Origin of the sequence: Rhodococcus sp. 27YEA6 (assembly GCF_044908235.1) — a bacterium.
Taxonomy (GTDB): Bacteria; Actinomycetota; Actinomycetes; order Mycobacteriales; family Mycobacteriaceae; genus Rhodococcus_F; species Rhodococcus_F qingshengii.
Map to the genome: position 1 here is coordinate 345307 of NZ_JBIYCY010000002.1, position 13834 is coordinate 359140.

At 65.2% G+C, this 13834-nt stretch carries 13 protein-coding genes; 3 read left to right on the plus strand and 10 right to left on the minus strand.

Annotated features, from left to right (window positions below):
* Positions 1-30 precede the first annotated feature (30 nt).
* The gene (locus tag ABH939_RS07995) at positions 31-705 is read left to right on the plus strand and encodes a hypothetical protein (RefSeq protein ID WP_058038838.1); all 675 of its coding nucleotides are present in this window, start codon (positions 31-33) and stop codon (positions 703-705) included.
* Positions 702-2102, plus strand: coding sequence for an alpha/beta-hydrolase family protein (locus ABH939_RS08000; RefSeq protein WP_058038607.1), 1401 nt, complete (start codon positions 702-704; stop codon positions 2100-2102). Before ABH939_RS07995 ends, ABH939_RS08000 begins: the two co-directional genes overlap by 4 nt.
* A 57-nt stretch (positions 2103-2159) precedes the next feature.
* Here the strand turns inward: ABH939_RS08000 and gatA are convergent, their stop codons facing one another.
* The gene (gene gatA / locus ABH939_RS08005) at positions 2160-3638 is read right to left on the minus strand and encodes an Asp-tRNA(Asn)/Glu-tRNA(Gln) amidotransferase subunit GatA (protein ID WP_404649537.1); all 1479 of its coding nucleotides are present in this window, start codon (positions 3636-3638) and stop codon (positions 2160-2162) included.
* A complete protein-coding gene (gene gatC, locus ABH939_RS08010; RefSeq protein ID WP_003944747.1) occupies positions 3635-3934 on the minus strand; it encodes an Asp-tRNA(Asn)/Glu-tRNA(Gln) amidotransferase subunit GatC in 300 nt (99 codons plus the stop codon). The genes gatA and gatC overlap by 4 nt, the downstream gene beginning before the upstream one ends.
* A gap of 280 nt (positions 3935-4214) precedes the next feature.
* Here gatC and ABH939_RS08015 point away from each other — a divergent pair, with 280 nt between their 5' ends.
* Positions 4215-4865 carry an amino acid-binding protein gene (locus tag ABH939_RS08015; protein ID WP_404649538.1) on the plus strand — a complete coding sequence of 217 codons (651 nt, stop codon included), beginning with the start codon at positions 4215-4217 and terminating at the stop codon, positions 4863-4865.
* A gap of 13 nt (positions 4866-4878) precedes the next feature.
* On the opposite strand, the gene ABH939_RS08020 is transcribed toward ABH939_RS08015, so the two are convergent.
* From ABH939_RS08020 to ABH939_RS08055, 8 genes are all read right to left on the minus strand, one after another.
* The gene (locus ABH939_RS08020; protein WP_058038606.1) at positions 4879-5367 is read right to left on the minus strand and encodes a GNAT family N-acetyltransferase; all 489 of its coding nucleotides are present in this window, start codon (positions 5365-5367) and stop codon (positions 4879-4881) included.
* Positions 5368-5414: 47 nt separating this feature from the next.
* On the minus strand, positions 5415-7496 hold the full coding sequence (ligA, locus tag ABH939_RS08025) for an NAD-dependent DNA ligase LigA (RefSeq protein WP_218960151.1): 2082 nt from the start codon (positions 7494-7496) through the stop codon (positions 5415-5417).
* Between the two features lie 81 nt (positions 7497-7577).
* Positions 7578-8600 (minus strand): methionine synthase, encoded by a 1023-nt coding sequence (locus ABH939_RS08030; RefSeq protein ID WP_003944731.1) that lies wholly within the window; start codon positions 8598-8600, stop codon positions 7578-7580.
* On the minus strand, positions 8597-9709 hold the full coding sequence (gene mnmA / locus ABH939_RS08035; protein ID WP_029255100.1) for a tRNA 2-thiouridine(34) synthase MnmA: 1113 nt from the start codon (positions 9707-9709) through the stop codon (positions 8597-8599). The genes ABH939_RS08030 and mnmA overlap by 4 nt, the downstream gene beginning before the upstream one ends.
* Positions 9709-10938 carry a cysteine desulfurase family protein gene (locus ABH939_RS08040; protein WP_073512980.1) on the minus strand — a complete coding sequence of 410 codons (1230 nt, stop codon included), beginning with the start codon at positions 10936-10938 and terminating at the stop codon, positions 9709-9711. Before ABH939_RS08040 ends, mnmA begins: the two co-directional genes overlap by 1 nt.
* Positions 10939-10990: 52 nt before the next feature.
* Positions 10991-11890 (minus strand): lysophospholipid acyltransferase family protein, encoded by a 900-nt coding sequence (locus tag ABH939_RS08045; RefSeq protein WP_404649539.1) that lies wholly within the window; start codon positions 11888-11890, stop codon positions 10991-10993.
* Positions 11890-12726 carry a GNAT family N-acetyltransferase gene (locus tag ABH939_RS08050; RefSeq protein ID WP_116056878.1) on the minus strand — a complete coding sequence of 279 codons (837 nt, stop codon included), beginning with the start codon at positions 12724-12726 and terminating at the stop codon, positions 11890-11892. Before ABH939_RS08050 ends, ABH939_RS08045 begins: the two co-directional genes overlap by 1 nt.
* A gap of 135 nt (positions 12727-12861) precedes the next feature.
* Positions 12862-13818 carry an electron transfer flavoprotein subunit alpha/FixB family protein gene (locus tag ABH939_RS08055; RefSeq protein ID WP_003944698.1) on the minus strand — a complete coding sequence of 319 codons (957 nt, stop codon included), beginning with the start codon at positions 13816-13818 and terminating at the stop codon, positions 12862-12864.
* Positions 13819-13834: the final 16 nt, after the last annotated feature.

Here is a 13834-nt window from a genome sequence, read left to right on the forward strand (position 1 = left end):
CCAGGATTGTCCGTTCATAGCGTGAACGGCATGCGGATCACACGGGTGAAAGACATCTCTCGAAGCGCCGGCACCTGGGCTGCCCTGGCGCTGGCTGCAACGGCAGCGATCACGGTCACTGCCGGAGCGAGCGGAGCCCAGTCGCCCCGCACCGAGAATTCGAACGCATCCAGGGCGATCGCCACCGTGACTACTGCGGATGCCGCTGACGCTGCGACCACCATCCCGGCGGACTTTGCGGCATTCGCCGGTTACACCCCCGCCGTCGTCGACGGATACCTCGCCAATCCCCACGGCGACTGCTCGTCGCCGGTCCCACTTCCCGACGAATTCGACTCGGCCTGCAAAGCGCACGATCTCGGCTACGACCTACTCCGCTACGCGCATTCGCACGGAACGGAACTGGGGCCGTGGGCACGTCAGGTCCTCGACGGTCAGCTCGACCAGCGAATGCATGCCGCGTGTGAAGACCGCACGTCCTTTCTCTCACGAGGGTATTGCTTCGCGATGGCCGATGTAGCCGTCACGGCTGTGAACGGAAACTCCTGGCGCCAAAGCTATCTGACGCCGGTCGCGGAATCGGGATTCGGTTACGGCACGGCCGGTGTTCTGGCAGTCTCCGCCTTCGGCTTCACCCTGATGCGATCGCAGCGCCTCGACCCGTCGAACGAGTTCTCCTACTCCCCGAAAGCGATTGCAGCATGAGCGTTCTGAATGCGTCACGGACCCCCGTCCTCGCCCGAGTCGGGGCGCTCGCACTCCCCCGCGTGTCCACGAGCGTCGCCGTGGCAGCGATGTCCGCCATCTCGCTGGCTCCCGGACTCCTGCCGCGATCAGCCGTACTACAAGGGGTGTTCAGCGGTCTGCTCGTCGCGGCCGGACTACTGGCGATGTGGGCGTTCTCCGCGGTAGCCCGTCGGCTCGTCCCCGACCGGGTCAAGGCCCGATTCGACGAACGTCATTGGCGCATCACCGCGTTCGGGTTGTCGACTGCCGGCACCGCAGTTGCGATGTTCGCCGCCGCCGGTTGGCAGAACTCGTTGCGAGCGGCGATGGGCGCACCGTCTGCCGGACTTCTCCACTGGGCGGAGGCGGGTTGCATTGCAGCACTGACCGCACTTGGTCTCTGGGGCATCGGGATCGGAATTTCGAAGGCGCTGCGGTGGATGGGTTTCGCGCGGAGCGTCGGCGCACTGGTCATGGGTGTTCTCGGGGTGCAGTTGGTAGTCGGTCCCGTCGTGTGGAACGGCCTCGCCGATTCGTTCGACAAGTCCAACGCGTACATCGACACTGCTCTGACACAGCCACTTTCGGCCTCTGTGTCAGGCAGCCCCGAATCTCTCATCTCGTGGACGTCGATGGGGGCGGAGGGACGCAAATTCGTCGCAGCAGGCGAAGACTCGGTGCGTGTCTACGCCGGTTTGGATTCGGCACCCGACACTGCATCACGTGCCGCGCTCGCGGTGAGCGAACTCGATCGCGTCGGCGGCTTTACCCGCAACAGCGTCGTAGTGGCCGTTCCGACCGGATCGGGGTGGATCGACACGCATGCAGTCGACGGTATCGAGCAACGGTTCGGCGGCGACGTCGCAATAGTCGGGCAGCAATACTCCGACGCACCCAGTTGGGCGACATTCCTGTTCAGCCGCAACGACGCCGAGGAATCAGCCACCGCCCTGTTCACCACCGTCGGCAGCCACATTGCCGCTATGCCCGCCGAGGATCGACCGGACCTGTTCCTCTACGGACAGAGCCTCGGCGCGGTCGGCGGCAGCGCCGCACTGACCGAGGCTTTGTCCGAGGGCAGTCCCACCACCGCGTGCGACGTGTTGTGGGCAGGTCCCCCGGCCGGCGCGACACGAACGGACGGCGCAACCGTCCTCGCGAACATTTCCGACCCGGTGGTGTGGTGGTCGCCTGCCCTCGCGACACAGAAACCGGATCTGAGCCGTGCCGTGCAAGATGCACCGATCCCGCAGTGGATCCCGGGTGTCACGTTCTTGCAGACCACCGTCGACATGCTCGGTTCGCTCGGTGTCCCCGCCGGTCACGGCCATCGCTACGGAACCGATCAGGGGACGGCCCTGAGAACTTGCTCCTGAAACTGCTGTGCGCCTTTATTAACCGCGGGGGGTTGATAAAGGCGCACAGCAAACAGGTCAGACTGCAGTCGCGATCGGGCCGCGAGCTGCTTCGTAGGCGGCACCGACACGGTAGAGGCGCTCGTCAGCCATGGCGGGCGCCATGATCTGCAAGCCCACCGGCAGGTTGTCGTCCGCGGACAGACCCGAGGGCACCGACATCGCGCAGTGTCCGGCCAGGTTGGTCGGCAGCGTGCACAGGTCGGAGAGGTACATGGCCAACGGATCGCCGACCTTCTCCCCCAACTTCCACGGCGTGAACGGGCTGGTCGGCGAGACCAGTACGTCCACCTTCTCGTAGGCCTTGTCGAAATCGCGCGCGATGAGCGTACGGACCTTGAGCGCCGAACCGTAGTAGGCGTCGTAGTAGCCCGAGGACAGTGCGTAGGTACCGATCATGATGCGGCGCTTGACCTCCGGACCGAAACCGGCAGCGCGGGTTGCCGCCATGACCTGGTCGGCACTCATGTTGCCGTCGTCGACACGCAGTCCGTAGCGCATGGCGTCGAAGCGAGCCAGGTTGGACGAGACCTCACTGGGCAGCACCAGGTAGTACGACGCGAGCGCATGCTCGAAGCTCGGGCACGAAACCTCGACAACTTCGGCGCCCAAAGCCTTGAGTTGCTCGACAGCAGCGTCGAAGGAAGCGATGACGCCGGGCTGGTAGCTGTCGGAGTGAAGTTCCTTGACCACACCGACTTTGACGCCGCGCAGGTCGCCGGCTGCACCTTCACGTGCCGCAGCGACCACCGGACGCACGGGGGCGTCGATGGACGTGGAGTCACGCGGATCGTGCCCGGCGATGACCTCGTGCAGCAGAGCGGTGTCGAGCACGGTGCGGCCACAGGGACCGCCCTGATCGAGCGAGGACGCGCACGCGACGAGTCCGAAGCGTGAGACAGTTCCGTACGTCGGCTTGGTTCCGACCGTCGCGGTGACCGCAGCGGGCTGACGGATCGAACCGCCGGTGTCAGTGCCGATGCCCAGCGGGGCCTGACGGGACGCGAGCGCCGCTGCGCTACCGCCGCCCGAGCCACCGGGGATGCGGGTGACGTCCCACGGGTTACGCGTCGGGCCGAAGGCCGAGTTCTCGGTCGAAGAGCCCATCGCGAACTCGTCGAGGTTCGTCTTGCCGAGGATCGGGATGCCGGCAGCGCGCAGCTTGGAGGTCAGAGTCGCGTCGTACGGCGCGACCCAGCCTTCGAGAATTTTCGACGCACAGGTGGTCGGCATGTCCGTCGTGGTGAAGATGTCCTTCAACGCGATCGGAACGCCGGCGAGTGCCGAAGCTGGTTCGTTTCCGCCTGCGAGCGAGTTGTCCACTGCTGCGGCGGCTTCGAGAGCCTGTTCGCCTGCAACGTGCAGGAAGGCGTGGTACTCGGTGTCGACGGCCGCGATGCGGTCGAGATGCGCCTGCGTGACCTCTACGGAGGACACCTCACGCGAGTGGATCTTGCCGGCCAGCTCAGCGGCGTCCAGCGTGGTCAGATCGGTCATTCGCCCTCTCCAAGGATCTGCGGAACCGCAAAGCGATCCTGTTCGACTGCGGGTGCTCCGGACAATGCCTGCTCGGGGGTCAACCCGGGCACGATCACGTCGGGGCGCGTCACGTTGGTGACGGCATTGGGATTCGCCATGGGCGGGACGTCGTCGGCGGCAACCTCGGTGACCACCTTGACGTGGTTGAGAATCGAATCCAACTGACCGGCGAACTCGTCGAGTTCGGCATCGGACAGGGCGAGTCTGGACAGCCGCGCGAGGTGCGCGACCTCGTCACGGGAGATGGCAGGCACCGCGGGGCCCCTTTCGGAAGAGGACGTGAACATTGCCGGTCCAGCCTAGTTGCTCGCCGCGACAGACCTGTAAGCACGCCCGCTGTATCGAACGACGAGCACGCTCACTGTGTCGATCGCCACGCCGAAAGCCCGCAGTGTGTTTCGCTCGTGTGACAAGCATGTGCATCTGGCGTGACGCCGCCGCGGCGCCCACCATCGCAGGTTGGGCAAGTGCAAAGATGAGTCAGGCCCGGGTCGACGTGATCCGGGCGAGAACCGATCAGCGAAAGGCACGCACGTGTCGTACCTGCTTCGCGTCCAACTGCCCGATCGACCAGGCAGCCTCGGCGCGCTCGCCGTAGCTCTCGGATCCGTGGGCGCAGACATCCTCTCCCTCGACGTCGTGGAACGAGGTGACGGTTTTGCCATCGACGACCTCGTGGTCGACGTCGAACCGGGCGCGCTGCCCGACACCTTGATCACCGCTGCCGAGCATCTACCGGACGTGCTGGTCGATTCGATCCGCCCCTACGCCGGGATTCTCGACACTCACCGTGAGCTCGAACTCATAGATTCCGTTGCGACGGCCCGAAACGATCGACTACAGGTCCTCGTCGACGGCGCGCCGCGTGTACTGCGAGTCGGCTGGTGCGTCGTCGCGGACATCGGCAAGCACGGTGCGTACCGCGTCGTCGGTAGCGCCGGCGCGCCGGAAACCCACGCCACCGACATTCCGTGGATGCCACTGGACAAGCCCACCGCCCTCGACGGCGCGGCCGACTGGGTTCCGGACGTATGGCGCGACATGAACACCAGCCTCGCTGCCGCACCTCTCGGCTCCGGCAATCGAGTCCTCATGCTCGGTCGTCCCGGTGGGCCCGAATTCCGCCCTTCGGAGATAGCCCGCCTCGGCTACCTCGCAGGAATCGTGGCGACGGTACTGGGTTGACCAGGCTGGCTGATCAGGCCAGGCCGCGAACCATGACGGTCAGTTCCATACCGCGAATCGGCTCCCACGCCCGCTCGGGATCGGGGACGAAACCGTTGCGGTCGTAGATACGACGGGCATCGACCATCTCGGGCTGCGTCGAGATGACCACCGAGTGATCGCCGCGGTCGTAGGCTTCGGCGATCACTGCGCGAACCAATGCGGTTCCGGCGCCCGATCCCCGAGCTTGCGGCGAGACTGCGAGCATGCGGAACTCGAGTTCGCCCTTCTGCGCAACATCCGCGAAGGGCGTGCCGGGTTCTGCGATCGTCAACGAGCCCACGACTTCGTCACCGAGAACCGCAACCAGCACCCGCCCCTGCTCCACCCGAGTTGCGGTGTCGCGCAGGCGCTCCGCGTACGGCGATCCGCCGGTGACAAATCCGCCACCCACGTACGACTGCACAGTCAGCTCCCCGACGGTCTCGAACTCAGCCGGTAGAACTTCACGAATCTCGATCATGGCGTCACTATCGCACCCAGCACACCAATCTCAGAAATCGGACAAAGTCACTCTGATTCGTCCAAATCGGTGGGAGCGACCGCATCCGGGCCATCTTCGAGCAACCGCCGGAAGCCGTCTTCGTCGAGCACCGGCACACCCAATTCGACCGCCTTGTCGTGCTTGGAACCGGGCGCTTCACCGACGACGACAAACGCAGTCTTCTTCGAGACCGACCCTGCCGCCTTGCCGCCGCGCACCAGAATCGCTTCCTTCGCCTGATCACGCGAGTAGGTCTCGAGCGAACCGGTGACGACGATCGAGAGACCCTCGAGATTGCGCGGAATCGAATCGTCGCGTTCGTCCTCCATGCGTACTCCGGCCGACGCCCACTTGTCGACGATCTGCTGGTGCCAGTCGACGGAGAACCACTCCACGACGGCGGCGGCGATAGTCGATCCGACGCCGTCGACTGCAGCCAACTCGTCGACCGAGGCTTCCCGAATGCGTTGCAGCGAGCCGAATTCGCCGGCCAACGCCCTCGCGGCAGTGGGGCCGACGTGCCGAATCGACAGTGCCACAAGCACTCTCCACAGCGGCTTGTCCTTGGCTGAATCCAGGTTGGCCAGCAAGCGTTTTCCGTTGGCGGACAGGGATCCCGCATTGGTGCGGAAGATCGGAACTTCGATCAGTTTCTCGGCGTCGAGTGAGAAGAGATCGCCCTCGTCGCCGATGACCTTCGCCTCCAACAGCCCGGTCGCGGCCTCGTAACCGAGCACCTCGATGTCGAATGCACCGCGCCCCGAGACGTGGAACACGCGCTCGCGCAACTGCGCCGGGCAGTACTGCTGATTGGGGCATCGCACGTCGACGTCGCCCTCTTTCGCGGGTGCCAACAACGTGCCGCACTCGGGACAATGTGTCGGCATGACGAACTCGCGCTCGGTACCGTCACGAACGTCTGCCACGGGACCGAGAACCTCGGGGATGACGTCTCCGGCCTTGCGCAACACCACGGTGTCGCCGATCAGCACACCCTTGCGCTTGACCTCCGAGCCGTTGTGCAGCGTGGCCAAGGACACAGTGGAACCCGCCACCGTGACGGGTTCCATGTACGCGAACGGCGTCACACGACCCGTACGTCCGACACTGACCCGGATGTCGAGGAGCTTGGTCGTGACCTCTTCCGGCGGGTACTTGTACGCGATCGCCCACCGTGGTGCGCGCGACGTGGTGCCCAGACGTCGATGTAACGACATCTCGTCGACCTTGACCACCAACCCGTCGATCTCGTGCTCGACGTCGTGGCGGTGTTCTCCCCAGTACTTCATCTTCTCGACCACGGCGTCGGCGCCGACCACCCGCGAGGTGTGCGTGGACACCGGCAGACCCCAGGCGGCGAGGGCCACGTAGGCGTCGTACTGCGAGGCCGGCTCGAAACCTTCCATGCGCCCGAACCCGTGGCAGATCATTCCGAGGCGGCGACGCGCGGTGACGGCAGGATTCTTCTGACGCAGGGAGCCCGCCGCGGAGTTGCGCGGATTGGCGAACGGCGCCTTACCCTCCTCCACCAGGGAGGCATTGAGTGCTGCGAAGTCCTCGAGGCGGAAGAACACCTCGCCACGCACCTCGAGCAGGCTCGGAATCGGGTACTCGTCCGTGGCGGTAAGGCGCTCCGGGATGTCGTTGATCGTCAGAGCGTTGAGCGTGACCAGCTCGCCCGTACGACCGTCACCGCGGGTTGCGGCACGAACGAGTTTGCCGTTCTCGTAGACGAGATTGAGGGCGACACCATCGATTTTCACTTCACAGAGATAGTGCAGTTCCGGCCCGGTTTCCTGCTCTACCTTGGCGATCCATGCTCGGAGCTCCGACTCGTCGAAGACGTTGTCGAGGCTGAGCATCCGCTCGAGGTGGTCGACGGACGTGAAGTCCGTCGCGAATCCGCCACCGACGAGTTGCGTCGGAGAGTCGGGAGTTCGCAGATCCGGGTACTGCTCTTCGAGAGCATTGAGCTGCCCGAGCAATGTGTCGAATGCACCGTCCGAAATGACGGGCGCATCACGAACGTAGTAGCGGAACTGATGCTGGCGTACCTCTTCGGCCAGCTCCGTCCACTGCTCGCGCGCCTCGTTGGGCGCTGGCTGCATTGCATCCGCGGTTTCAGTCACAGCTAGAAGATTATCGGTTCACACCGACACACCACACGACTCCACATCGGAACGCACACACTAGAACGCCGACGGATCGTCCACCAATGCCTTGCCGACGTCTGTACACAGCCGAAGTGCGGCACGAGCCCAGTCGAGGTTCGCACCCGCAAGACCGCAACGCGGAGTGACCGCGACCTGGGTCTGCAGGAGTTCACGCGAGAAGCCGAGACGATCTACCAGGGTGACGGCGGGCATCGCACACTCTTTCCACGTCACCGGCTTTTCCGGCTCCACGGACGGAACCAGACCGAGCGCCAATTCCTTGCCGGCGTCGAACAACTGGCCGATACCGTCGAGATCGCGTGAGCCGATGAGCGACATGTCGAAGCTCACGCCGAACGCCTGGCTTCGCCTCAGTAGATCCCACGGCATGTCTGTGCCGCAACTGTGGACGATTGTGGGCAGTCCGCAACCGCTGATCGTCGAGTCGAGTACGGCGAGTGCCTCGGGTTCCGGCAGTGCCGGAACGCTCTCCATCTTGGTGCGCCCAGGCAGCGAACCGGCCAGAACTGCCGCGATCTGCGGCTCGTCCAACTGAATCACCACTGCGGCGCCGGTGCGGCGAGTGACCTCGGCCGCATGACGCGCGAGACCCTCACCGAGTGATTCTGCGACGTCGCGGAGCGCACCGCGGTCGACGAGAACTCGCGAACCGTTTGCGACTTCGATCTCGGCGCCGAGTGTCAGCGGGCCGGCGACCTGGAGCTTGACGACGTGGTCTTCGCCGACCAAGCGCGCCGACTCCCAGGCTTCCTCGAGCGCGTCGAGATCCTGATTCAGAAAGTCCTCGGCTCGCTTCGCGACATTGCCCCTCCGAGGCACGACTCGATAGGCACGGGTCGAGGCGTCGAGGTTGATGTCGACCAGAATTGCCCCCGCCCGGCCGACCATGTCAGCGCCGAGACCGCGGCTCGGCAACTCCACCAGGTGTGGGAAACCGCCCAGTTCGCCAAGGATGGTTGCGGCGCTTTCGCGGGCGTCCGTGCCCGGCCAGGATCCGATTCCGGTGACGAGGCCACCGATGGAAACCTGCTGTGTCACAGTGTGTTCGGCTCGGATTCGGTGCCGGAGATGGTGCCACTGCCGAGAACCTGGTCGCCCAGTTCGCTGTCGGGGCGATACAGCACGACGGCCTGGCCCTTCGCGACGCCGGTCAGTGGTTCGCGCAACGAAATGGAGATGCCGCCGCCCGAAGTACCGTCATCGACGGCCTCCGCAACGGCCTGCGCCAGCCCGCCGTGCGCACGGACCTGCACCATGCACTCGACGGGGCCCTCAGGCGCCTGGCCCGAGGTCCAGATCGCACGCTGCGCCGAGATGGCCCAGACGTCGAGATTCTTGGCCGAACCCACTCGGACCGTTCCGGTTTCGGGCTCGATCGCGGTCACGTACCGCGGACGGCCGTCACCCGCCGGACCTTCGACGCCGAGACCCTTGCGCTGTCCGATCGTGAAGCCGTGTACGCCGTCGTGCGCAGCGAGGACTTCACCCGAATCGGCGTCGACGACGCTTCCCGGACGAACGCCGATGCGCGCACCCAGGAATGCTCGGGTATCGCCGGTCGGGATGAAGCAGATGTCGTGACTGTCAGGCTTGTTCGCCACAGCCAGACCGCGCTCGGCGGCTTCCTCGCGGATCTGTTCTTTCGGTGTGTCACCGATCGGGAACATCGCTCGCGAAAGCTGATCGGCCGTCAGGACACCGAGGACGTACGACTGGTCCTTGTCAGCGTCGACCGCCCGGCGCAGGACGCCGCCTTCGAGGCGCGCGTAGTGACCGGTCGCCACGGCGTCGAAGCCGAGAGCGACTGCACGGTCGGCGAGTGCGGTGAACTTGATCTTCTCGTTGCAGCGCAGGCACGGATTGGGGGTCTCACCCGCTGCGTACGACGCCACGAAGTCGTCGATCACGTCTTCCTTGAAGCGATCGGCGAAATCCCAGACGTAGAAGGGTATTCCGAGAACGTCGGCGGCGCGCCTGGCGTCGCCGGCATCTTCCTTCGAGCAGCATCCACGCGAACCCGTCCGCAATGCACCCGGCGCCGTGGACAGCGCAAGATGAACGCCGACGACGTCATGTCCGGCGGCAACAGCGCGGGCGGCGGCGACAGCGGAGTCGACACCTCCGCTCATGGCTGCGAGTACTCGCATCAGCGATCCCCTCCACGCGAACCGGCACCGGCAAGACCGGCGGCCCGAGCGCGCTCTACTACTTGTGGAAGCGCAGCGATCAGCGCGTCCACATCGGTGACACTCGACGTATGTCCGAGCGAAAATCTCAGTGAGCCACGCGCGACGGGCGATTCGACGCCCATCGCGATCAAGACATGGCTGGCTCTGGCCACACCGGCGGTGCAGGCCGAACCGGTGGAACATTCGATACCGGCGGCGTCGAGCAGCATCAGCAACGAATCGCCCTCGCAGCCGGGGAAGGTGAAGTGCGCGTTACCGGGAAGCCGATCGGATCCGGTCGGGCCGTTGAGCACCGACTCGGGAAGAATCTCCAGGACCCCGTCGATCAAACGGTCACGCAGCTTCGCCAATTCCCTTGTGCTCGAATCGAAGTTCGCGACATTCGCGCGCAGCGCCGCAGCCATCCCGACAACTCCCGCGGTGTCCGGCGTCCCCGAACGCAGATCACGTTCGTGTCCGCCGCCGTGAAGGAGCGGCACACAGGGAACCTGGCGTCCGAGCAGAAGCGCGCCGACGCCGTGCGGACCACCGAACTTGTGCGCCGCGATGCTCAGCGCGGCCAATTTGCTCGCCGCGAAATCGACCGGCAATTGTGCAACTGCCTGAACCGCGTCGCTGTGCATCGGAATCTCGAACTCAGCCGAAATCTCCGCCAACTCCACGATCGGCATGATCGAGCCGACCTCGTTGTTGGCCCACATCACCGTCACGAGTGCTACCTCGTCGGCGTGGACGGAAAGCTCGTCACGCAAGGTCTGCGGGTCGACGACACCGTTCTCGTCGACCGGCAACCACGTCACGCGCGCGCCCTCGTGCTGCTCGAGCCACTCGACGGCGTCGAGCACAGCATGATGCTCGACGGAGCTGGCCAGGATGCGAGTGCGTCGCGGGTCTGCGTCACGGCGAGCCCAGTAGATGCCCTTGACCGCGAGATTGTCGCTCTCGGTGCCTCCGGAGGTGAAGATGACCTCCGACGGCCGCGCACCCAGGCTGGCGGCGATCGATTCGCGCGATTCCTCGACGCGGCGCCGGGCCGCACGGCCGGAGCCGTGCAGCGAGGACGCGTTGCCCACGGTTTTGAAGGTATCGGTCATCGCCTCGATAGCGGCTGCCGACATCGGAGTCGTGGCGGCATGATCGAGGTACACCGGAAATCCGGCGTGGGCACTGTGTGCAGGCAGAGTCATGGCTTGACAAGGATAGCCCAGCACGAGAGTTCGACCAGCCTCGCTCAGCAGGCTAAGCGCTCATCGCCGGGGAAGGATCGATTTGTCCCACGGCTTGTGTCACGGGTTCCGGTGCGGGGTCGAAGATGTCATGAGCTGCCAGATCGATGATGTCGACGCCGCGTACGGCTCTCTCGCATCGCTGCGCGAGATCGGCTCGACACTCCCCTGCCTCCTCGAGCGGAGCCAGCCTGACCTTCACCTCGACGTTCTTCTGACGCAGGATCCGACGGATGGACTGACCGATCGTTTCGGTGCCGACAAAGCAGGGTCCGGTGCACAGGGAACCGTCGGCGTTCTCGTAGCGGATCGCCATCGGCTGAACCGGGCATTCGGCGTCGACGGCTGCTTGGAACATCGCCGGACGAAAACCGCCGTACGCCCGCCCGCACCAGGTCGTTCCCTCGGGGAACACCATCACCCGGACACCTCGCTGCAGGCGTTCGCGAACGACGTCGACGGTTCCGGGGAGTTCACGCAGTCGGGCGCGGTCGATAGGGACGACGCGCATCCGGCGCGCGAGACCGCCGAGCACTGCCCAGTCGAGCAGGTCGGCGCGGGCGACGAAGTTGGCCGGAGCAACGGCGCTCGCGACGAGGACGTCGGTCCAGGACACGTGACCGGCGACAACCATGACCCCGTCAGGTTCCGCGCGCCCCAACCGCTGGTCGTCGACCGTCAGCTTCATCCCCAGACAACGAAGCAACGCGCGCGAGTATCCGCGTTGCATCTCAGTACGCCAGGTGCGCGGGAGCAGCCAGCCGGCTGAAAGCACAGGCGCAGTCACCAGTGCGGCACCGACCATGACCCCGCGGGCCATCACGGTGATACTCGACACACCGGGTGCGTCCGCGGGTAGGCACCCGTCGCCGCAGGGGCTCGTCGGCACCCAGTACGGCACCGCCGCGGTCATCAGCCGATCCCCGACTCGTGTGCGGCGGCCGCCGATCGCAGCCGTTCGAGGTAACGCTTGTTGGCGGAGTGAAGGCCTTGCAGTGCAACAAAATCGGCCACACCGAACTCGGGATCGTGAGCAGGTTCCCCGCAGATCATCGCGCCCATCCGCAAGTAACCACGGAGCAACGGCGGCATCGTCACGCGTTCCGATGCGGCGATCTCGTCGAGCGTCAGACCCCCGAGGACCACCGGGTTTCGTGGGATCACCCGCCGCGACCCCGGACTGGCGTGCTTGTTCATCACGAAGTCACGGACGCCGCGGACATCGGCGCCGGCAATTGAATCGGGGCTCGGCAAGACGGGCACGGAGACGCAGCCCATCACCCACTCGTATCCGGTCAATTCGAGATAGTGCAGGATGCCCGACCACATCAGGCTCAGGACGGATCCGGTGCGGTGAGCGGGATCGACGCACGCGCGACCCATTTCGACAATCCTGTTCGACACCGGATCGAGCGCGGAGATGTCGAATTCGGTTGCGGTGTAATACCCACCCGCCGCCGCAGCGGAATCCGGCGGCAGCATTCGGTAGCAGCCGACGTACTCCTCGGTGATGTTGTCACGAACGAGTAGATGATCACAGAATTCGTCGAAGCCGTCGGCGTCGAGTTCGAAGACCCCGGCCGAGGCCGGGAGGGAGAAGCCTGGCTCGGAGGCGAACACTCGGTATCGAAGGCGCTGCGCTGCGACACGATGCTCGCGGTCGGAGGAGACGATCAGGGAATATCTCGGCTGGGCGACCTCACGGCCGAGATTGTCACTCGCGGAGCGAAGGACTGACGTAATTGTCATGCGCAAGGTTTATCGAGCGCGAACGGCGTCTCGGTATCGACGAAGTGACATGCCGATGCAGGCCGGGTGAATAAAGCACTGTGCGCCTTTATCAACCACGGGGGGTTGATAAAGGCGCACAGCAGTTTGTGCTTTTCAGCCCTTGTGGGACTTCACAGCTTCGGTGAGCTGCGGTGCGACGTTGAACAGGTCGCCCACGATGCCGAAGTCGGCGATCTCGAAGATGGGTGCCTCTTCGTCCTTGTTGACCGCGACGATGGTCTTGGACGTCTGCATGCCGGCGCGGTGCTGGATGGCACCGGAAATGCCGAGCGCGATGTACAGCTGCGGGGAGACCGTCTTACCGGTCTGACCGACCTGGAACTGTCCGGGGTAGTAACCCGAGTCCACAGCGGCACGCGAAGCACCGACTGCAGCGCCGAGGGAGTCGGCCAGCTCTTCTACGACGGAGAACTTGTCCGCGCTGCCGACACCACGTCCACCGGAGACGACAACCGACGCCTCGGTGAGCTCGGGGCGGTCGCCGCCGACGATGGGCTCACGCGAGGTGACCTTGACGGCACTCTCGTCCTGGGCCGGAACCTCGACGGTGATCTGCTCGCCTGCGCCGGCCTGCGGAGCAGCCTCGACTGCGCCCGGACGAACCGAGTAGACGGGAACGTCGCCGTTGGCCTTGGCCTCGACGGTGAACGCGCCACCGAAGATGGAGTGGACGCCGGTGCCGTCAGCCTTGATCTCGATGACGTCGGTCAGCAATCCGGAGCCCAGACGTGCGGCCAGACGACCGGCAACCTCTTTGCCCTCGGTGCCGGCTGCGGTGATGACTGCTGCCGGGCTGGTGGACTCGACCAGAGCGGCGAGAACGTCGACCTTGGGGGTGACGAGGTAGCCGTCGATGTCGTCGGACTCGGCGACGTAGATCTTCTCGGCGCCGGCTGCTGCCAGAGCGTCGGCGAGCTTTGCTGCGGTGCCCGCGGGGCCGGCGACAACTGCCGACGGCTCACCGAGTGCGCGTGCAGCGGTGATGAGTTCGGTGCTGACCTTCTTCAGCGCACCCTCTGCGTGCTCTACGAGCACAAGTACTTCTGCCATGACTTAACTCTCCCTG